We start from the raw sequence: 19,245 nt of genomic DNA, 5'->3' as shown, positions 1-19,245 counted from the left end.
GGCGTTGGCGTGCCTTAGAGGCACTCAGCCAATGTGTTTGCCATATTGCGCAGAAGTTGGGGATAGAGCGCCGCGCCGGGCTCAAGTTCGGCGCCAAGCGGGTCGATCACGGCGGTGTTGGCCTCGGACCCTTCCATCACAGTTGCGAACAGGCCGGGGTTGAACTGCGGCTCGGACAGAACGCAATCAATCCCTTCTTCTTTGATACGACCCTGAATTTCCGCAATGCGCGCTGGGCTAGGATCGGACGCATCGCTGATCGAGATCGCACCGGAGGCCGGGAAGTCGAAGTCATTTTCAAAAGGGAATTATATACTTAAGTAACATTTATGATGTCGAGAACATTCTGAATTGTCCGGTGTAGGTAACATGCCAATTGTCCGCTTCAGTTGATTGCGCGGTGGCCCAATTCGGAGGGAGCCGTAGGCGACCGTAGATTTGGGCCACCGCGTTCGCGCCACGTCGAAGCGGGTCACGCGACTTTGTGTTTGCTATCCTCCTGTGTGATGGGTGATCCGTCAGGCTGGTAGCGGCCAATGCATCTCGGGCCGTGGAAGATGACCAGTTGACCATCGGGGTATTCGTGGACCCTGACCTTCGCCTTGACGAAATGATGACGGTGCCTGTCTGCCGCGATCTGCATGACCAGGCCCTTGTAGCGCACCGTATTGTCGTTGCCGACGACGCGGTCTTCCTGCACACACAGGGTGTCGCGCACATTGCCTGTAAACGGCACGAAGGCCGAGGTCGTATCCTCCGGCTCCTTTGCAAACAGGGCATTGTGTTCGGGAAGATAGACCTCTTTCAGGAACTGATTGGCCTCTTCAATGGTTGTGATCCCATGGGACCGCAGTTCCTGCGGCAATCGGTTCTGGAACGTGCCAAACATGCGTTCAGACCGTCCACGGGCCTGCGGTGAATAGGCCGGGATCAGCTCAATGCCGAGTTGCTGCAAGGCGCGCCCGACCTGGGTCAGATTGTCCTTGTCCACTTTGCCGCCCGCTTCGGGCGTATGCCAGTAATGAGAGCCCCGATCGGCATAGAGCGAGCAAAACAGACCTTGCGCCTCGATCACCTCTGTCAGCCCCTGAAAACTGCTCATCGTCCCTTCTTCCTCGACAAAGAATGCCGAATAAACCCGGTTGGTGGCATCGTCCATGGTGACGATCAGATCCCACCACTGACCCGGAACCCATTCATGGCTGGAGCCGTCCTGATGCAACATCATGCCAACCATCGGACGGCGGGGCCGCTTGCGCCGATGGGCACCTCGTCGGGGTGCTGCCTGAACCCGGCCGTGGCGCTGCAGTGTAAGCCGCACCCAGTTGTAGCTCTGTGTGAAACCATGGTGGGCCACCAGCTTCTCGTGGAAATGCTTCGGCGTGTAATCCCAGTACTTGGTATCAAACAGTTCAAGCATCTCCATGACCTTATCCGTGGCAACACGATTGTTGGCCAGTTTGCCAAGCCGACGGTCGTACAGACCTTCTGCACCATCCGCCTCAAATCGATCCTCCCAACGCCTGACGGTGCGCACGGATACACCCAGTATCTCAGCCGCCTGTTCTTGCGTCAGCTTGTTCGCGCTTCGCCGCGAATACACATCTTCAAACTTCATCAGTCGAACTTCCTGTAACACTTCTGCTCGGTTCATAACGCCTCCTCTCAGAGACAGAATAGAACCGGACAGATCGCATGTTACATACACCGGACATATCGCGTGTTAGCGACAACTAAAATACGAGCGCTCGACAAATACAGTTGAACAGTTTGAAATAGAGATTGATATTCTTACAAGTTTCATACTCTTTTTTCCGCCTGAGGATAGTGACAGCTTTGAGTGGGCGCGTACTGGGCTCACGCACAAGGACAAGATTGATCGATTGAATGCTGACTACGCGGCTTCAGAGAAGCTGCTTTCGATCAAGGACCCTCCCGTGAGAACGCAGGACTTGTTCCCTATGAACCCCAATGCGTATGCAAGAGCTGCTCCGGTCTCACTGAGTATCACTCAAGAAATAAGATTTGCTCACTCCAGACTTCTTGATTTGGCTGAGACTCCTGAGTTTTCGCCGATCCTAGCGATGCTGAGAGAATTTCAGCGCTGCTTGAATAGCGGTGATTGCGATGGTGTTTCTCTATGCGCTCGCTTGTCTCCACTTCTCTATACTTGGCGCACGTATCAGGGACGCATTGATAGAGGTATTGACGAATGGCGTAAAAATTCTCCGCATCCAGCTCAGATTGGGATTGTAGCTCAACTGCAGGGACTTACCGAACTGTGTTCTTCCGGTCGAGCTTGACTTACACACTAGAAAATCGCTTGGGCCTAAAGAAAAACTGCGGTAATCGCAGGTTAGATTAAAGCGCAGAGAATTCAACTTTTGGACAAAGGCGATACGGCCAACGGGGTCGGTGTGGTGTTGGTGAAGGAATAGTTGGCGGTTTAGCCCTCAGACAGCCTTTCCAAATGAGAATTAATACTCGAAGCAGGCAGGTTGTCGGTCGAGGAGTTTCCTTCAGGTCTATTTGTTAAGATTTGGTTAACTCGTAGTCACACCAACTTTGAAGCCTTGTACGACAGACGACAAGGCGCCACCTACTCAGACAACCAATTCGATAGTTTGAGAGGCAATCGAGATGAAGAAGACATTGATGGCGTGCGTTCTTGGCGGCTCTCTACTCGTGGCTGCTTGCGGAGCGCCGACAACTCCAACGCAGGCCTGTCAATCGGCATTGAATAATGACCCCCCATCGGCGTCCAAATTTGACCCCCCTTGGAGCTAAGAGGGGCGTTGAGGGGGTCGTGTTTAGGTTGATTCAGGAGGGGGTGGACAGCAGGTCAAACCGAAAAGAGAGCGTAGCTCGACTGAAGGTTTGACCTGCTGTCTGTTTTGAATTTATTCCCCGATTTCGAGGTTAGTCGCGGTGGTTAATTCGCCAGCTTTCGTTCCCGGTTTCGATGATATCGCAATGGTGTGTCAGTCGATCCAGGAGAGCAGTGGTCATTTTGGCATCTGTGAACACACTCGGCCATTCAGCAAATGCGAGGTTGGTTGTTAGCAGAATAGACGTTCGCTCGTACAGTTTGCTGATGAGATGGAAGAGTAATCGTCCACCAGACTCTGCGAACGGCAGATAACCGAGTTCGTCTATAATCACGAGGTCGACGCGGATCAGCTGCTCGCTGAGCCGCCCGGCGTTGCCTTCGCGATGTTCAGCCTCCAGCTTGTTCGCGAGATCCACAGCGCTGAAGAACCTGACCCGCCGGCGGTTATTGACCGCGTGGCCCCCGATCGCTGTTGCGAGATGCGTTTTGCCCGATCCGGTTCCACCGACCAGCACGCCATTCCTGGCCTGGTCCATAAAATCGCCGTCATGAAGATTGCGCACGACTTCCTCGTTGACGGGGCTGACCGTGAAGTCGAACTCAGGTAAGGACTTGCAGACCGGGAACTTTGCGGCACCCATCTGATACCGGATCGAGCGCGCAGTCTTTTCGGCCAGTTCGGCCGTGAGGAGTTCGGCCACGACCTGTTGGGGCCGCCAGTTGTTTTTGGCTGCGGCCTGCATCACTTCGTCAAAGCAGTTGACGATGCCTGGCAACTTCAGTTGACGGGCAAGTTCGAGAATTTCCTTACGCAGTTGCATGGGAGCCTCCAAGCCTGTCATAGCGAGCGCAATCCGCGATCGGTGCCATTTTCAGCTGCAGGTGGGCAGGCGGCTCAATCGCCTTTGGCGGCGGGGGATTGGTGCGCCGAGAGACAATGTTCAGGATCGCATCGGCCTTGCGCAGGCCAGATTTTAGAGCTTCTTCGCAGGCAGCCTCGACCACATCAATGTCGTGCTGGTAAGCAGCGAAAAGAATATCGGCAAGTTGCCGGTCTCCGTCGGATGTGCCCCGCAGATGGGTCCAGATCTGCGTCATTGCCGGTGGTAGGTCCCAGTCACGGAACGGTGCTCCATTGCGCAGAGCGCCAGGCTTGCGCTTGAGGACGGGCACATAGTGCCAAGGGTTGAAGATCGTTTTTCCTCGGCCGAAGCACCGTTCGTGCTCTCCGACAATCTCACCGTCTTGGCGCAGGACAATCCGCGTGGCGTAGACCTGCAACTGGACCTGACGTCCAACAGCTCTTGCCTCAACGCTGTATTTGTTTCTTTCGAAGTTGATCAGGCAGGTTCGGCTCACGGCGACCGTCTTTTCACGGAACCCGACGAAGGGCTTCTGCAGATGCGTCAGCAGCGGCTTTTCCTGCTGGAACTCCTCCCAGACCGTCACCTCCAGGTTTTCCGGATGCCGCAGTTCTTTTGCGCGTTTGATCGCGTCTTTTTGCAGCCGGGCATTCAATTCATCGAAGTCGGCCACCTCCAGACGCGGTGTAAAACTATAGGCGCGGCTCTCCTTGACCAGATTCTCAACCTGACCCTTCTCCCAACCGGCCGCGCGCGTACAGGCGATCGGGTTCACCAGATGATGAGAACACATCCGGGAGAATGCCTTGTTGAACTTTCTTTCCTTGCCCGACAGGATCGCATCGACGGCGGTCGTCATGTTATCGTAGATCCCGTTGATGCAGCCTCCACCAAAGAATTTGAAGGCCTCGTCGTGGGCATCAAAGACCATCTCCTGCGTCTCGCGCGGATAGGCAATGGAGAATGGCATGCGGCTATGGCAAAGTTTGAAATGGGCAACCTTCACGGTCGTGAGTGCACCGTCCATCAAAACCGTCTCCACACTCCAGTCGAACTGGTACGCCTCCCCAGGATCAAAGATCAGCGGGATGAACGCCTGCGCCTGTTGTCGGCCGTGCGCAATGCGCCAATTCTTTGTGTAGCGTCGAACACTGTCATACCCGCCGCCAAAACCATCATCGGAGAGTTCCTTCCAGATTTTGGTCATCCGCTTGCGGTGTTTCTTCGGAAGCGCCTCGTTCTCCTCAAGCGTTTCATCCAGACGCGCGCGCCAAGGCCCGAGCACCGGGTATGGCTGCGATTTGCGCTCATATTTGAACTCCGTCACTCCCGATCGGATTATCTTTCGAACCGTTGCACGGCTCAAATTGAGCGAACGGCAAATTTCCTTGATGCTCTTTTTTTCGATCAGGTGTAAGCGACGCACTTTTCTAATAGTTTCCACGCAAATCATCCCGCTTGCCTCTCCATCGACTGCTCAATGAAAAGGATGTCTACAACCATAGGGAGGGGTCAAATTTGGACGCCGATTTCCCCGCTTAGGGGGTCAAAATTGCACGCTTTTCTACAGATAAACCATTTGTACATCACGGATTCCATGAAGCTCGAAAAGGCTCAGGCAAAATGCAAACGGGAGACGTCAAAAGTCTCGCTCGCCAATCTGTTCGGACAATGCGAGAGCGTCTTCAAACAGTCACAGAAAGATGTTGAAGGGCTGAAATCGAAGTTCATAAAAATGTTTAAGGAGGAAGAACTTAGAGCTGATGCTCTGATTTCAGCCCTAGAAGAAACCAAGAAGATACTAAGCGTTCAAGTCACACTGAAGTATCAACTTCTTAAAGCGCTAAGTCTCGTCGTTGATGAACTGAATGATTTGAGTAGGCAAACCTTTTGACCAGCGCTACTGGAAACTAACCCCCTTCGCGGGCTTTACTGTTCTTGTGGCAGTACCCATCTTGGCCGGTATGACAGTGGCTGACCTATCCATTTTCCAACTCTATTGCGTTGTAATGGCTACAACGGCTGTTTTTGGTTTTGGTTGCTGGGCAGTGTGGAGCGTCTTGGCCGATACAGACCGGCAACTGTCTTTGCTCGGCTATGCCTTTGTCGGTTGGGCTGCGCTTTGTGGCGTAGTAGGCCCCGCGCTGTACGGTGCCTATTTCCTTTATTCGGGCTTTAACTGAGGCCCTACGCCGTTCAACATCAGCACCCGTACTATCGCTTCCTTTACCTTAGGGCAACGTCTTTCAGCAAGTGCAACTTGTTCGCTTCTTCACTCTTGAGGCGTTCCCGTTCTTTGATGGGTCAGAGCTCTTTCGTGCAACTGCGCGCCAGTTGTCCGCTGCCTGACGGGCTTCTTCAAGAGAGACTTCTGGGTAAGAACCCAGCCCAGCCCCATTTCACGCCTGCGACCGTGGACAGTGACACGCAGAAACCGTTGCGCCCCATCATCTTCACGACGATGGAACCATAACCCGTCGCCGTCATAATACTTCCCCGTCTGTACAGATTTCAGCGTCGACGCGCTCAACTTTTGCAAAGGGCGTGACATTCGTCCACGTCTCTATCCACCCTCAAGATATAGTATGCGTTGGGGCATAGTGGAACACGGTGATACAACTAAATTATTGAAAACAGATATATTGGTAGATTCCTGGTGCGCGATGAAACGCGCTGAAACATGAATTAGATGCCCTTCTGCGGCACCAGTTTTTCTCAATATTCATCCCGGCCGAAGGGAATAGCCGAGACGCGCGAAGTGTTGAGACGCGCGCCGTGCTGACGGCCTGCCTACATCCTCGATTCTTCATTCCGTTCTAGAGAATGGAGAAATGTCAGGCGGCGTAGGCTCTGTCATGTCGGTCGCCCCACAACACGATGAGAGAGGGGCAGTCTTCCAGTTCAGACCGACAAGCAGACGTATTTCATTTCCATATAGTCTTCCATGCCGTGGTGGCTGCCTTCGCGGCCAAGGCCGGATTGCTTGACACCGCCGAATGGGCCCAGCTCGGTCGAGATGATGCCGGTGTTCACGCCGACAATTCCGTATTCCAGCGCCTCGGCCACTTTGTAGACGCGGCTCAGGTCCTTGGCATAGAAATACGAAGCCAGACCGAAGATCGTGTCATTGGCCATAGCGATGACGTCATCTTCGTCCTCGAACTTGAACAAGGGCGCTAGTGGGCCAAAGGTTTCGTCCTGTGCGACCATCATGTCCTGAGTCACACCGGTCACGATCGTGGGTTGGAAGAAAGTGCCGCCCAGATCATGAGGCAGGCCGCCGGTGAGAACCGCGCCGCCCTTGTCGGTAACGTCCTTGATATGCTCTTCGACTTTGGCCACCGCGTCGTCGTTGATCAGGGGGCCGGTGGTTGTGCCAGCGGCTAGACCATCGCCGACTTCAAGTGCCTCAACCGCGGCCTTCAGCTTGGCTGCAAAGGCATCATAGACGCCCGCCTGCACGTAAATGCGGTTGGCGCAGACACAGGTCTGGCCGTTATTGCGGAATTTGCACAGCATCGCGCCTTCGACCGCTGCATCCAGATCGGCATCGTCGAACACGATAAAGGGCGCGTTGCCGCCCAGCTCCATCGAGCATTTCATGACCTGATCGGCCGCCTGACGCAGCAGGATGCGTCCCACCTCGGTCGAGCCAGTAAAGGTCAACTTGCGCACGCCCGGGTTTTCGCAGAACTCCTTGCCGGTCTCGCTGGCCTGAGTAGACGGCACGACGTTGAAGACTCCCGCAGGTACGCCCGCCTGTTCCGCCAGCAGCGCCAGAACCAGAGCGGACAGTGGGGTCTCTGTCGCCGGGCGCGCAACAAAGGCGCAGCCCGCAGCCAGTGCCGGGCCCGCCTTGCGGGTGATCATCGCGTTGGGAAAGTTCCACGGCGTGATCGAAGCCGCCACGCCGATCGGCTGTTTCATCACCATGATCCGCTTGTCGCGCTGATGGCCGGGAATGGTCTCGCCATAGACCCGCTTGGCCTCTTCTCCAAAAAATTCGATGAAGGAGGCCCCATAGCCGATTTCGCCAACAGCCTCGGCCAGCGGCTTGCCTTGCTCGGCGGTCAGGATCTTGCCGAGATCCTCGGCGTTTTCCATCATTAGGTCGAACCAGCGGCGCAGGATGGCGGCGCGTTCCTTACCGGTCAGCTTGGCCCATTCCTTCTGCGCGGCTTCGGCCTGTGCGATGGCGCCTGCGACCTGCGCGCGGCTGACATCGGCAACTTCGGCAATCACGTCCCCGCGCGCGGGGTTGGTCACTGCGAACGTGCCGTTATCGCCATCCACCCATTGGCCGCCGATATAGGCTTTGGTCACCAGAAGGTCGGGATTCTTCAGCAGGGATTTCAGATCGGTCGTTGCGTCCAGCATGGGTCAGCCTCCGGCAATATTTGCGTTGCGCGCACCCAAGCAGGTGTCATGCGCTTTGTCTATGTCCATTGTTGCGCGGCGATGAACCCAGTTTGCCCTTTCCCACCGCGAAGCGACTTTGGCACCCTGTCGGTGCCCATATGGCTTTCATTTCTCTTGGGAGTTTGCGACAGTTTTCGAGATTTCCGAGCGATAGGGGATGTAAATGAGTGTTACATTGCCTATCTATATAGAAATATAAAGAAAAAGGGATAGCGTAGATGTCGAACCAGCAATTTGAGGCATTGATCAAAGAGACTCAGTCCAAGGTGCGTGAGTCGCAATCGCAGATCGAAGGCCTGACCTCACGGATCGAGGCCGCACGCGCCAAGATCGGTACGGCCGAGGCGGATATCGACATCGAAAATGCCACGCTTGAGGACGTGCATGCCCATACCGAGGTAATGAACGCCAATATCGCTGAGCTGATCATGGGGCTGGACGATGTCACCAGTGCGTTTTCCAAGGATTTCGATGAGATGCGCTCAAAAACCGGGTGGGAATCGTTTGTTGGCATCTTCTCGAAAGGCAAATCCGAGTCGATGCGGCAGGAGCGGATGCGCACGGCCAATATTGATGACAAACTGCAGGATCTGATCGCCAAATCCGACGTGATCGTGAAGCTGCTGGAGGGTCAACTGTCCGTGCTGGAAGAACAGCGCGTCAAGGTTGAGGACAACCTGACCGTCACGCTGGACGACCGTGAGGCGACCGTTGCAGAGCTCGAGGCGCTGCGGGCCGAGATTCAGGGCATGGACCCGACGATAATCACCTTGGAGAACAAGATCAGCGTCGAACAGGACGCCGCCGCGCGTACCCAGTTGGAAACCGAGTTGGCCGAGCTGAACAAGCAATACAACGCCAAGGTTCAGGAAGAGCAGGTCAAGCTGGCCAAGTCACAGACGCTGGAGCGCTATATCGAAAAGGGCAAGACCTGGGTCGATTCACTGCAAAATCAGGCGGCGACGCAGATGGTGCTGATCAACAAGCTACAGACAGACACGCAACAGCGCGTGGTGCTGTATGACGCCCTGACCAAGTCGCTGAAAACCGCGCAGCAGCAGGACGTGGCCCACCGCATCAACGAGATCGGCGTGCAGACGGATCAAGAGGCGCAAACCGCCATGGCCGCTATCGGTACCGCGACCAACCAGAAAATGGCCGACATGCTTGAGGCGCACGAAGACCATATGGTCTTTGCCCGCGACGTGCTGGAGAAAAAGGCCAAAGCAGATGAACGCTTTGCCCGCCGGTTCGCCTCGATTGTCGAAAAGCATGATAAGAATTTGTATGGTGGGTGAGGACTCAATCCGTTCGCCGCTAAAGATGCTAAGTTCAGCAGTGGGCGTTGCGCTCTTTGGGGCGCTTCTCATCCTATTCGGGTACCTGACCCAATTGATTCCAGCATACCTTGGTCCCGACCTGAGGTTGATGATGTTCTTCGTACCATTGGTCTTCGCGCTTGGATCCTTTGGAGTTTCAGCCGTATTTGCAGTCTGGGGCGCGCTTTGGTTGGCATTCGAGGTATTCCTTCTATTGGTCGGTAATCTAAATGAATAACCCAACCCAAGACCATGTCGGCCTGACCGACACCTTCGCCTCGCGCCGGTATTTCCGCAAATTCGAGGTGATCACCGTCCACCTCCTGCGCGTGGCCGCGACGATGGAGGCTGAGGGCGCGATCAGCAAGCAAGAGGTGCGGATCGTGTCGCGCTACCTTTCGGGGCTGCTCTACACCTTCCGGGCGCTCAGCATGAAATACCTGCTGGTCGGGCGCGAAACGGGGCGGTTCTTTGGCAGCCTCGCCATGGACAAACGCGACAGCGGGTTTCCAGTGGCGGCCGAGCTGCTAACCATGGCCAATGACGCGCAGCAGGCTCAGGTGCATCTGGCGAATATGCCCTCGGAAGATGATCTGAAAACCGAAATGGTGCGAACAATCATCGGCGATCAGGAAATCCCGACCAAGCTGCAATTTGCGCTGTCCCAAAGGCTCTATTACGAGGAATTGCTGAAAGGTCAGCTATTCTGGGCGCGCAACGATCCCGAATGCCACTGGATCGGGAATGAGGGTGAGCGGCGCAAGTTCATGATCCATTGGGCGGTCTATGACAGCCAGATCAATCTGCCGGTCATCTACCTGATGCAGTTGGAGGATAGCGGCAAGACGGCGCTGCCCAAGGATCAACGCCGCTGGCCCGAGGTGCAGGCGCATCTGATGGCGCAATCCTTAGGCGGATTGAAACTGGTGACCATCGCCAAAGGGTTCGATCAGGATTTCGACGACCTGCATCCCAAACACCTACGCCGCATTCACGTGGGGCCGATGTATTCCTCGGCCTTCACGGAACAAACCGGCCCCTTGCGGCAAGTGCTAGAGGACGCGCAGGCGCCTCAGGGGCAGGACTGGGCGCTGGCCTGGACGACTGAGGAGCTAGAAAGCGAAGAGGTGATCGAGGAGCGCGCCGGGTGGTTCTCGACCGTCGAGCGAGAAGTTTTCGCCTTGGACCCGTTTGGCGGGCAAGGGGCCGAGACCGGGGCCACGCGCACGCAGCGCTCGATCATTCTGCCTCAGCGGCCGTTTCAGGTTCTGGCAGAACGAAACCCTCCTGGTTTTGCCGATGTGCGCAAATTCGTGGTCAGCAAATCGGGGCAGGTGTTGCGCTATTAGAATTTTTGCCTCCGGCGGAGGTATTTTTGAACAGAAGAAGAATGGGCGGTTTTTGAGATGAGTTTGACGTCAGATCAGATGGAATTGCGGGAAGACGATATTCGCAAGCATTACCCGGCGGCGACGGCCTTGTTGAACGGGTTCGAACATGCGCCGCGGATTGCGAAACCCGTTGATGTGGCGGTTGAGCGGTCCTCGGGCGTGTCGACGGGGCGGCGGTTTCGGTCCACTACGCCGGGATTGGTGACACGTCGCACTGCTCGGGCCGATGGGGTGCACCTGGTTGAGCGGATCGAGGCCTCGGATGATGGCGATACGCTCGTTTCGCCCCCTCAGGCCACGGCTCAGCAGGCCATTCGGCGGGCGATCTCCATCGCTCTGGCCGTGGCCGAGGCTTATGCGGAGCAGACGCCGTTGGCCGATTTGAAGCGGGCCAATCTGGCGGGGGATTTGCCCGTTGCGCGCAAGACCGAGTTTTCGGAGTTGCTGACGGCTGAGGCACTGATCACCTCTCATGTGCTGGGCAACGCGCTGGCGTATCTGATGTCGTCCCATCTGGGCGAAACCACCGTTGATCTGGGCGAGATCGAAGAGGTTTTGACCGACAACGGCCAGCTGGCCCTGCACGGTGCCTTGTGGGAGCTGGACCAGGTGCTGACCAAACACGCCCCTGACGACGCACATCTGATCGCCGCCATTAGCGCCTATGCCGAGCAGCTGATGGACAAGGTCGCCCTGCGCGTAGGGTCCGCTGGCCATCTGGCCCCGTTCCAGAACGCGGCCTGGCATATCGAGGCCGACGACCTGACGATCCGGGGGTTTGAGCCGGCCTCGAAGGCCAAATCAACCACCCTGACCATGACGTTCAAGAAACCGAACGAGGTGGTCGGCAACCATATCGCCAAGTATCAGGCGATGAAGTTGGCCAAGATGCTGATGGCCTACGACTTCGACCGCCGCCTGAACCCGTTCGCGGAACTCGGCGGGTTCATCTTCACCTTCATGGGCGACGGTAAACCGGGTACCGGCAAGACCACTCTGATCCAGATGATGGCCGGGCTGATCAACGATTATTGCCAGAACGCGGGCTATCCGTTCCGCTATCAGAACCTCAGCACCGACAATATCGACAGCTATCAGGGTAAATCCGGTCAGAACGCCAAGGCGTTTATCAACACGATCATCGACCCCTCGGTCATCGGCTTTGGCACCATCGACGATATCGACCAATTGGCGGGCAAGCGCGGCGACCGGCAGTCCTCGGCCGGGCAGTTGGAAATCACCGCTGTTCTGATGGAGAGCTTTGCGGGTGCCAACACCGTCGTGCGCGGCAATTGCACCTTTGGCATGTTCTCGAACTACCCCGAAAACGTGGACGACGCCCTGCGTCAACGGGCGGGGGCGCGGTTTCTGGTCGACGGCCCGCAAACGCGCGAGGACTACATCGACATCCTGCATCTGTTGATGGGCCGCAACCACGACATCCCGCTGGGCGAACACGAAGCCTATGCCGCGCAGGAGATCAAAAAGGCCGTTGCCGCCAGTTTCGAAAGCCACGCCCGCCCGCATGAGGACGCCTTGCTACAGGTCTATGAACGGGTTTCTGGCGAGATCGGCCAGATGGACACAATTGCCAAGCTGGGCACCTACCTCAAGGCGATCCAGCAGGCGGATGAGCGCTTCACCGGTCGCGCGATCAAGAACATCACCGACGCGGTCAAGGTCCGCGCGATGGATTTCGAACTGCCCGATGAATGGATGGAGAACCCCGACCTGTTCCTGTTCCGCGACTACGACACCAAGAAGGCCATGATCGAGGACCTGCGCCAGCCGATCACTGTGGAAATGGTGATGCAGGAGATCAACCGCTACGCCGACAGCGAGTTCCGCTATGCCGACAAAAGCGACGAGGTCGCCATCGAAAACGCCGTCCGCGAGATGGGCCGGATGGAAGAGGCCAAGCGGCGGTATCTGGAGGGGAAGGGATAATGCTCGTCTACGCGATTGCTGGCCTTGCGTTCGTACTGGGCCTGATCTTGCCTCTGCGCTGGGGCGTGATCGGATTTCTGGCCGCTGTGGCGGTGCTGTTTCTGACCCAGTTCGGTGTCAACGCGGGCAGCGGGTTCGAGGGCACCTCATGGGAAGAGTCCCTGATCCTGTTTGAAGGCAGCGTGGTGTCTTACCTTGGGTTCAACTTGCAGATTACAGGGCGGGCGTTTGCATTGCCGCTGTTGGTGTTGGCGGTTGTGGTTGTTGCACGCTTCAAAAGGGTGGGATGAGACAAGTGGCAGGCAAGATGAAAACCCAACTCGACGGTGAGTTCCGCATAGCCGACAAGAGTGACGAGTTCGCCATCGAGAACGTCGTCCGTGAGATGGGCCGGATGGAAGAGGCCAAGCGGCGGTTTGTTGAAGGAAAGAACATTGAATAGAAGATTTGTGATTGAAGCAGAAGGCTACCCGGAGATGCCGGGCATGATGCTGGCAACTGTAGAGGCTATGAAGCAGGTGGGGGGTTCAGCAAGTATTTACGAACTGGACGAGAAGGTTGCGGAAATTGAAGGCGTCTCTGAGGAAGAACAGTCTTACATGATGACCGGAACCAATCAGGGTCAACCACGATTGAACTACTATCTCGCTTGGGCTCGAACTTTTTTGAAGAAGGGCGGAGCCCTCGAGAATTCCGCTCGCGGTATTTGGGCGCTAACTGAGTTTGGAAGCACGATTGAGACTATTGGTGATACTCAACGGATAATCGACCAGGTTAACGAAGAAGAAAAAGCTAGAGCGCGCGAAAGACGGAAAAAGAAACAGCAGAACGGAGACGAGCCCGAGTTGTTTTCATCGTCTGATCAGAGCGACAAGTCCGAAGAGACACCTGACACAGAGACGTGGAAATCCAGGTTGCTCGCGACATTAAAGCAGATGGACCCTTATGCTTTTGAACGTTTGGCACAGCGTTTGCTACGGGAAGCGGGTTTCACCAAAGTCGAAGTCCGAGGGAAGTCCGGTGATGGTGGAATTGATGGTGTTGGTGTACTTCGCGTGAACCTCGTTTCTTTTCAGGTTTTCTTTCAGTGCAGACGCTACAAAGGAAGTGTCGGGTCGTCAGAAATTCGCGATTTTAGAGGCGCGATGATGGGACGAGCTGACAAAGGGTTATTCATCACAACTGGCAACTTCACCGCGCAAGCATCGGACGAGGCCACACGAGATGGAGCTACTGCGATTGACCTCATTGATGGAGATCGCCTGTGTGATTTGCTCAAAGAAAATGATCTTGGTGTGGCGACACAAATGATTGAGGCGGTGACAATAGATGAGAAGTTTTTTGCCAGCGTATAGTATCAAACAAAGGGAAGGAAAGTTCGCTTCGTGATACGCCTCATCGAAAAAGGCCTGATGTTCGGCAACCTCGTCCACATCTCCAGCCCGGCTCTGGTCGAGCGGTATAACCGCGCGCTGCAGCATCTGGCGGGCAAAACCACGGCGCTGACGGATTTCCATGTCGATATCTCGGGCTATTCGCCGGAGGTGGGGATTGAGCTGGACGATCCGCTCTACCTCAACCCCAATGGGGTCAACCGGCAGTTCATCCTGCTGACGACCGAACAGAAACACGCGCCTTTGCTGAACGTCAAATTCTCGACCTCGCCTGATATTCTGCGTGAATTCATCGAGATGAACGAGGCGCAGCTGTTTGCCCTGACCGCCACCGATGCGGTGGCCGGAGAGCTGGTGAACTCGGTCTTCAAACTCACCACGGCCAATGATCTGCTGAACTTGCGCAAGATCGAGATTGAGGCCGATACCGCAGGCGGCACTCTGCGCAAGGCCGAGCAGCTGGCGGGTATGGTCGAACAGTTCAAAACCGCTGAGGATGCCTGGTTCGATGACGTGCTGATCGCCCGGATGATCGAAACGGCGAAAGAAACCGGAGACGTCACCCGCAACCCGGTCCACCTCCGCCACACGGCGTTTGAGCAGCGCAACTTCTGGACGGCGCATTTCGGCGGGCTGTACCTGTTCCCGGACATGGATCACCCGGCGGCGATTTGCATGGGCGAAAAGCCTGATGATCTGAAAATCAAATATACGTTTGACCCGTCTCAACGGAACCAGATTGCCAAACTCCTCGACTATAACGATCTGGTCGAACCCATAGTGAAGGCGCGCGGCGTGGATGCGGCGGCGATCCTTCAGCAAAAGATGGATTTCCTGACCGTTGCCGCCGCCGCAGATGCTGATGTTGATCTGATGGGGCTGGATCGCCGCGATATGAGGCGGTTGGCGCGAAACCACTCGGATCGCTTGCCCGAGGCATATCACGGTCTCGCCCAACTCTTGCGCTGGGCGACGGATGGGGGGCCTTGGCCGCGGATCACCTCGGACCATCCGGCGTATTTCTACACGTTGCGCGCCGCGGATACGCCGTACCGCGATTTGGTGAATAGGTTGCTGTCCGAACTGGCTCCGCTGGATCCTCGCCAGATGTTTATCTGCCACAAAGAGCTGTTCTACAAAACCTATGCCACATGGCCCGAGGCCAAGAAGGCCTATGTTGCCGAGTTTCTGGCCCGCGAGTATCAAGTGGATAAATCCGGCGCCCGTGCGGCTCTGTTCGGTCATGAACCGGATATGAGTGGAGAAGATCGTGTCAGCGATACAATTCTCGCGCGGGTCGGCCCCTGGGGCGCAGTCGGGAGGAGTTGATATGTTCGGAGCGATGCGCCTGTTTCTGGTCCTGCTGGTTCTGCAGACAATTGCCTATTTCGCGCTGTCGTTCTATTCGCGCGGCGTCCGCCGTCGCAAGCTTGAGACGTGGTGGGACGAGAAGGGCAAACAGGGAAACAAAGAGGCCTTTGTGGAACGCGGGCTGCACGTCTACGACAATTCGTTCCGGCGCAAACTGATCCTGGCGGTTTATATTGTCCCTTGGGTGGCAATCGGCGCATTGATCTACATCGTGAATTATATGTGAGGGTTACAGCATGGCCTATGTGAAATGGGCATTCATTATCATCTTCTGGGGCAGTGTCGCTGTGATCCTGCAATACTCGCTGCCGCAGCATGATGTTGTGCGCATCGTGAACACCTATGAAGAACGGCAAGATCTGAACGACTGGACCCGTATTTTCTGGTCCGAGCCCGAAGACCAATCTGCCAGCCTGTCGAACCGCGACGTGCAGTTTATCCAGGCCGTCCGTGCTAACGGGAAGCCCATCGTCTATCGGAACGAGGATACCGGCTGGGGCTGGCCGTTCTATTTCAAGTTCGACACCGCCAACCTGTACACCGAGGCCAATGACGCGATCTCGGACAAGAACAACCCCGACTGGGTTGTTGTAACCCATTATGGCTGGCGCAATGAGTTCATGTCTATCTTCCCTAACGCCGTCTTTATCAAACCGGTCGAGGGGCCGGACGTGCGGATCATCCCGTGGTTCAACATTGTCTTCCTGACGGTCTTTGCTGCCATTGTCTGGGCGCTTTGGGTACGCTGGCGCCGGTTCCGTCAGGCTCGGATCGACCCAATGCTCGAGTCGATGGAAGATGGGATCTATGCCGCAGGCGACGCTATCGATGAACGGCGCGGTCGCTTCCGCCGTTGGCTGGATAGTTGGAAATCAAAATAGGGGCCCGGCCCGTGAAGGGGGCCTCTATCGTACGATGAATTCGGCATGCAGGGCGCCCGCGGCTTTGATCGTTTTCAAAATGTCGATCATGTCGCGCGGCGAAACCCCCAGGGCGTTCAGCCCGGCCACGACCTCTGACAGGGTGGTGGCTTCGGGGATCTCGGCCAGGCCGGTGCCTTCTTCCTCTTCGATGCCTGCGAAGGTTCTGGGCACCACGACGGTCTCTCCGTCAGCGAACGGGTTGGGTTGTATGGCAATCGGAGCCTCTTCCACTGTCAAAGTCAGGTTGCCTTGAGACACCGCGACCCGAGAAATCCGAACCTCTTGCCCCATGACAATCGTGCCCGAGCGCTGATCGACCACAACGCGGGCCTTGGTTTCAGGCTCAACTAGAATGTTTTCGATCCGACCGATAGCGTGCGCTGTGGACACGGACTGAGTGGCTGCGATGTTCAGCTCAACGGTTCCGGAATCGCGCATTATGGCCACGGCACGGTTGAATTCTCGGTTGATGGCCGTTTCGATCCGGCCCGCTGTTGTAAAGTCAGGCTCACGCAGGGCCAACCGCATTTGGGTCAGGGTGGACAAATCAAAGTCGATCTCGCGCTCGACCCGCGCGCCGGATGGGATCACGCCCGAGGTCGGAACGCCCCGGACGACGGTCGCGGCCTCACCCTCAGCCGATGCGCCGCCTGCCAGAACTGTGCCTTGGGCCACGGCGTAGATCTGCCCGTCCGCTGCGTTTAGAGGGGTCATGATCAACGTACCGCCCAACAGGCTGCTCGAATCCCCGATAGCCGAGACGGTGACGTCGATCTGCCCTCCGACCCGTGAAAACGGGGGTAGGCTGGCCGTCACAAGGACGGCGGCGACATTCTTGGGGCGAAAATCCTCGCCATTCACGTTCACGCCCAACCGTTCGAGGATGTTGGACATGATCTCTTCGGTGAAGGGTGAATTCCGCAACCCGTCACCGGTTCCATTCAGGCCCACGACAAGGCCATAGCCGACCAGATCGTTGCCGCGCACCCCATCGAAATCAACCAGATCTTTCAGACGGATTGCGCCGGCGAAAGCAAGGCTGGGCATCAGAGCCAGAAGAAAAACAAGAACCCTCATCTCAGGAAATTCACCAGTGAGAGGTTCGCATTGCGAACGGTGACGGAATAGAGGCTTTCCAATTGGAACTGCACCGCCTGAAGCTTGGTGGCCGTTTCATAAGGATCGGCCTCGATCAGGGCATTGCGGGTGTATTCCAGGCTGGTGCGCGCGGCGGCATTGCGGCTTGTCGCCTGTTCGACGCGCGCTTCGGCTGCACCGACCTCGGCCCGCAAAATGACCGTGTCATCCTGCGCATTTGCCAGGGCAACGCCCAACTGCTTGAACAACCCGGTGCGCTGATCGTTCGGCACCGCCAAGGCATCGTCGGCAACCAGCGCGGCGATAGCAACATCCCTGAGCGCCGCCTTCAGCGCAGGGTCCGTCGCTGTGATATCGAGATTAATGCGTTCATTTTCGGCAATCTGCATCGATGGCAGCGCGGCGTTCGACCCTTGGTAGATGACCGCGTCAAAACCTGCGGGGTCATTGAACCAAGCCTCGGCTGCGTTGCGAATGTCGGTCACAGTCACCAAGCCCGTCAACTCAGCCTCAAGCGCGGTCAGCAAGGTCTCGGCCGAAGGCAGCGGCGAGACATCCGTCGCCGTGCCCGAAAACAGGCTGCGGCCGCCAATCCGGGTGTTCAGCGCGGACATCATCGTATCAAGCTCATTCCGGGCCTGGACCGAGGCCTGTTCATGCGTCACAGCGTGATTTGCTGTGCCAAAGGCCAGCAACGTCGCCGTCATCTCGCCAGTAGAGTCACTGAACACGCCAAGGCTTTGCTGCATCGCGTCGGAGAACAGCTTGGCCTCGGACGTGGCGATGCCATACGCATCCAAACGCGTCAGGCTACGGTCCAGATCGAGGAGGTGCGAATAGTCCCTGCCCAGATGGCCTGAGACGTCCTGCACCTTGCCGGTCGACATTTCATACGAAAGCGTTTCAATCTGTTGCTTGATCTGGGTGGACCGGGTCTGCAAGGTCAGACCTCGGGCAAGATCGCCTATGGATGTCAGCGTCATGTTCATAGCCTCAATAGGGTGTCCATCAGCTCATCCACGACCGAGATGAGACGAGCGTTGGCCGCATAGGCCTGTTCGATTTGCATCAACTGTTGCAGTTCCTGATCGGTATCAACGCCCTGTTCTGCCTCTAGCTGCTGCATCTGCTTCTGGGCACCGGTGGCGAATGTTTTGCGTTGTTCGGCGACATGGGCATCCGCGCCAACGCGCGACGTCATCGCCTCGGCAATCTCAGAAGCGCGCATGTTTCCGGTGCCAAAGATCGCCCCGGCGACCGGGCGGGCTTCGATCAGAGCGGCGCTGAACGCCTGCAACTGGGTCGAATCTCCGGGATCGTTCGGGGCAGCAGCGCCGAGACCAGCGCGCAGCCTCCAGCTGTCGCCGCCGGAATCCGGGTCAACGACCGTGTTGAGGTTGATGCGAGCGGCAAGCCCCGTCAGCATCGTCAAATCTAGACGGTTTCCGCCATCGGTAAACAAGCCCGGATCAGTGGCCAATGCGGTCGGATCCAACCCGGGTGTTTCAAACCGCTCCACTAAATCACGCGCAACCGTGTCGAGTTGGGTTTGCACCTCGGGCGCAAGCTGGTCGCGGATTTCAAATTGGGCCGCCAGAGCCCCGCCGCGGATCTCCTGACTTCCGACATTTTTTCGTATAAGTCATTGATATTATTATGCCTTGGTTGCCAAAAGGCACTACACGGACTT

General features: G+C 56.6%; 19 protein-coding genes and 1 pseudogene. 11 read left to right on the top strand and 9 right to left on the bottom strand.

What is annotated here, in order from left to right; translation table 11 throughout:
- Positions 1-14: 14 nt before the first annotated feature.
- The 4 genes and pseudogenes from ACOERD_RS08350 to istA all read right to left on the bottom strand — a co-directional run.
- Positions 15-302: pseudogene (locus ACOERD_RS08350) on the bottom strand (metal ABC transporter solute-binding protein, Zn/Mn family); the annotation flags it as partial.
- Between the two features lie 170 nt (positions 303-472).
- Complete coding sequence (locus tag ACOERD_RS08345) at positions 473-1,654, bottom strand: ISNCY family transposase (protein WP_419737631.1); 1,182 nt, start codon at positions 1,652-1,654, stop codon at positions 473-475.
- A gap of 1,265 nt (positions 1,655-2,919) precedes the next feature.
- The gene (gene istB / locus ACOERD_RS08340) at positions 2,920-3,651 is read right to left on the bottom strand and encodes an IS21-like element helper ATPase IstB (protein WP_419737606.1); all 732 of its coding nucleotides are present in this window, start codon (positions 3,649-3,651) and stop codon (positions 2,920-2,922) included.
- Positions 3,638-5,146: an IS21 family transposase gene (gene istA / locus ACOERD_RS08335; RefSeq protein ID WP_419737605.1), complete on the bottom strand. Its 1,509-nt coding sequence runs from the start codon at positions 5,144-5,146 to the stop codon at positions 3,638-3,640. The genes istB and istA overlap by 14 nt, the downstream gene beginning before the upstream one ends.
- Before the next feature lie 144 nt (positions 5,147-5,290).
- Between istA and ACOERD_RS08330 the strand changes: the two genes are divergently transcribed.
- Entirely contained in the window at positions 5,291-5,587 is a 297-nt protein-coding gene (locus ACOERD_RS08330) for a hypothetical protein (protein ID WP_419738702.1), read from the top strand.
- Between the two features lie 166 nt (positions 5,588-5,753).
- Entirely contained in the window at positions 5,754-5,876 is a 123-nt protein-coding gene (locus ACOERD_RS08325) for a hypothetical protein (RefSeq protein ID WP_419738701.1), read from the top strand.
- A 63-nt stretch (positions 5,877-5,939) separates the two neighbouring features.
- On the opposite strand, the gene ACOERD_RS08320 is transcribed toward ACOERD_RS08325, so the two are convergent.
- Together ACOERD_RS08320 and ACOERD_RS08315 are read right to left on the bottom strand one after the other, a co-directional pair.
- Complete coding sequence (locus ACOERD_RS08320; RefSeq protein WP_419738899.1) at positions 5,940-6,080, bottom strand: integrase arm-type DNA-binding domain-containing protein; 141 nt, start codon at positions 6,078-6,080, stop codon at positions 5,940-5,942.
- A 514-nt stretch (positions 6,081-6,594) separates the two neighbouring features.
- On the bottom strand, positions 6,595-8,070 hold the full coding sequence (locus ACOERD_RS08315; protein WP_170479838.1) for an NAD-dependent succinate-semialdehyde dehydrogenase: 1,476 nt from the start codon (positions 8,068-8,070) through the stop codon (positions 6,595-6,597).
- A gap of 260 nt (positions 8,071-8,330) precedes the next feature.
- Here ACOERD_RS08315 and ACOERD_RS08310 point away from each other — a divergent pair, with 260 nt between their 5' ends.
- From ACOERD_RS08310 to ACOERD_RS08270, 9 genes are all read left to right on the top strand, one after another.
- Positions 8,331-9,410 carry a hypothetical protein gene (locus ACOERD_RS08310; protein WP_170470903.1) on the top strand — a complete coding sequence of 360 codons (1,080 nt, stop codon included), beginning with the start codon at positions 8,331-8,333 and terminating at the stop codon, positions 9,408-9,410.
- A gap of 251 nt (positions 9,411-9,661) precedes the next feature.
- Positions 9,662-10,780, top strand: coding sequence for a hypothetical protein (locus ACOERD_RS08305; RefSeq protein WP_419738700.1), 1,119 nt, complete (start codon positions 9,662-9,664; stop codon positions 10,778-10,780).
- Positions 10,781-10,837: 57 nt separating this feature from the next.
- Positions 10,838-12,769 (top strand): ATP-binding protein, encoded by a 1,932-nt coding sequence (locus ACOERD_RS08300; protein WP_419738699.1) that lies wholly within the window; start codon positions 10,838-10,840, stop codon positions 12,767-12,769.
- Positions 12,769-13,059, top strand: a complete 291-nt coding sequence (locus ACOERD_RS08295) for a hypothetical protein (RefSeq protein WP_419738698.1) — start codon at positions 12,769-12,771, stop codon at positions 13,057-13,059. Before ACOERD_RS08300 ends, ACOERD_RS08295 begins: the two co-directional genes overlap by 1 nt.
- Before the next feature lie 17 nt (positions 13,060-13,076).
- Complete coding sequence (locus ACOERD_RS08290; RefSeq protein ID WP_419738911.1) at positions 13,077-13,211, top strand: hypothetical protein; 135 nt, start codon at positions 13,077-13,079, stop codon at positions 13,209-13,211.
- Between the two features lie 7 nt (positions 13,212-13,218).
- A complete protein-coding gene (locus tag ACOERD_RS08285) occupies positions 13,219-14,124 on the top strand; it encodes a restriction endonuclease (RefSeq protein WP_419738697.1) in 906 nt (301 codons plus the stop codon).
- Positions 14,125-14,154: 30 nt separating this feature from the next.
- Positions 14,155-15,492: a DUF6638 family protein gene (locus ACOERD_RS08280; protein WP_419738696.1), complete on the top strand. Its 1,338-nt coding sequence runs from the start codon at positions 14,155-14,157 to the stop codon at positions 15,490-15,492.
- 1 nt (position 15,493) lies between these two features.
- On the top strand, positions 15,494-15,760 hold the full coding sequence (locus ACOERD_RS08275) for a hypothetical protein (protein WP_170720793.1): 267 nt from the start codon (positions 15,494-15,496) through the stop codon (positions 15,758-15,760).
- 10 nt (positions 15,761-15,770) lie between these two features.
- Positions 15,771-16,415, top strand: coding sequence for a DUF1523 family protein (locus ACOERD_RS08270; RefSeq protein ID WP_419738695.1), 645 nt, complete (start codon positions 15,771-15,773; stop codon positions 16,413-16,415).
- A 24-nt stretch (positions 16,416-16,439) separates the two neighbouring features.
- Here the strand turns inward: ACOERD_RS08270 and ACOERD_RS08265 are convergent, their stop codons facing one another.
- The 3 genes from ACOERD_RS08265 to ACOERD_RS08255 all read right to left on the bottom strand — a co-directional run bounded on the left by ACOERD_RS08265 (position 16,440) and on the right by ACOERD_RS08255 (position 19,110).
- The gene (locus ACOERD_RS08265) at positions 16,440-17,534 is read right to left on the bottom strand and encodes a flagellar basal body P-ring protein FlgI (protein ID WP_419738694.1); all 1,095 of its coding nucleotides are present in this window, start codon (positions 17,532-17,534) and stop codon (positions 16,440-16,442) included.
- Positions 17,531-18,442, bottom strand: coding sequence for a flagellin (locus tag ACOERD_RS08260; protein WP_419738693.1), 912 nt, complete (start codon positions 18,440-18,442; stop codon positions 17,531-17,533). The genes ACOERD_RS08265 and ACOERD_RS08260 overlap by 4 nt, the downstream gene beginning before the upstream one ends.
- A gap of 98 nt (positions 18,443-18,540) precedes the next feature.
- Complete coding sequence (locus ACOERD_RS08255; RefSeq protein ID WP_419738692.1) at positions 18,541-19,110, bottom strand: flagellar basal body rod C-terminal domain-containing protein; 570 nt, start codon at positions 19,108-19,110, stop codon at positions 18,541-18,543.
- Positions 19,111-19,245 lie beyond the last annotated feature (135 nt).

Origin of the sequence: Ruegeria sp., assembly GCF_965199275.1 — a bacterium.
GTDB lineage: Bacteria > Pseudomonadota > Alphaproteobacteria > Rhodobacterales > Rhodobacteraceae > Ruegeria.
The sequence above is the reverse complement of the archived record's forward strand: the minus strand, read 5'-3'. Positions and strand labels throughout refer to the sequence as shown.

What these genes read in the sequence shown, in the direction of transcription:
- ACOERD_RS08345 (WP_419737631.1), bottom strand. Translation starts at nt 1,654, where the DNA reads ATGAACCGAGCAGAAGTGTTACAGGAAGTTCGACTGATGAAGTTTGAA.
- istB (WP_419737606.1), bottom strand. Translation starts at nt 3,651, where the DNA reads ATGCAACTGCGTAAGGAAATTCTCGAACTTGCCCGTCAACTGAAGTTG.
- istA (WP_419737605.1), bottom strand. Translation starts at nt 5,146, where the DNA reads ATGATTTGCGTGGAAACTATTAGAAAAGTGCGTCGCTTACACCTGATC.
- ACOERD_RS08330 (WP_419738702.1), top strand. Translation starts at nt 5,291, where the DNA reads ATGAAGCTCGAAAAGGCTCAGGCAAAATGCAAACGGGAGACGTCAAAA.
- ACOERD_RS08315 (WP_170479838.1), bottom strand. Translation starts at nt 8,070, where the DNA reads ATGCTGGACGCAACGACCGATCTGAAATCCCTGCTGAAGAATCCCGAC.
- ACOERD_RS08310 (WP_170470903.1), top strand. Translation starts at nt 8,331, where the DNA reads ATGTCGAACCAGCAATTTGAGGCATTGATCAAAGAGACTCAGTCCAAG.
- ACOERD_RS08305 (WP_419738700.1), top strand. Translation starts at nt 9,662, where the DNA reads ATGAATAACCCAACCCAAGACCATGTCGGCCTGACCGACACCTTCGCC.
- ACOERD_RS08300 (WP_419738699.1), top strand. Translation starts at nt 10,838, where the DNA reads ATGAGTTTGACGTCAGATCAGATGGAATTGCGGGAAGACGATATTCGC.
- ACOERD_RS08295 (WP_419738698.1), top strand. Translation starts at nt 12,769, where the DNA reads ATGCTCGTCTACGCGATTGCTGGCCTTGCGTTCGTACTGGGCCTGATC.
- ACOERD_RS08290 (WP_419738911.1), top strand. Translation starts at nt 13,077, where the DNA reads ATGAAAACCCAACTCGACGGTGAGTTCCGCATAGCCGACAAGAGTGAC.
- ACOERD_RS08275 (WP_170720793.1), top strand. Translation starts at nt 15,494, where the DNA reads ATGTTCGGAGCGATGCGCCTGTTTCTGGTCCTGCTGGTTCTGCAGACA.
- ACOERD_RS08270 (WP_419738695.1), top strand. Translation starts at nt 15,771, where the DNA reads ATGGCCTATGTGAAATGGGCATTCATTATCATCTTCTGGGGCAGTGTC.
- ACOERD_RS08265 (WP_419738694.1), bottom strand. Translation starts at nt 17,534, where the DNA reads ATGAGGGTTCTTGTTTTTCTTCTGGCTCTGATGCCCAGCCTTGCTTTC.
- ACOERD_RS08260 (WP_419738693.1), bottom strand. Translation starts at nt 18,442, where the DNA reads ATGTCGACCGGCAAGGTGCAGGACGTCTCAGGCCATCTGGGCAGGGAC.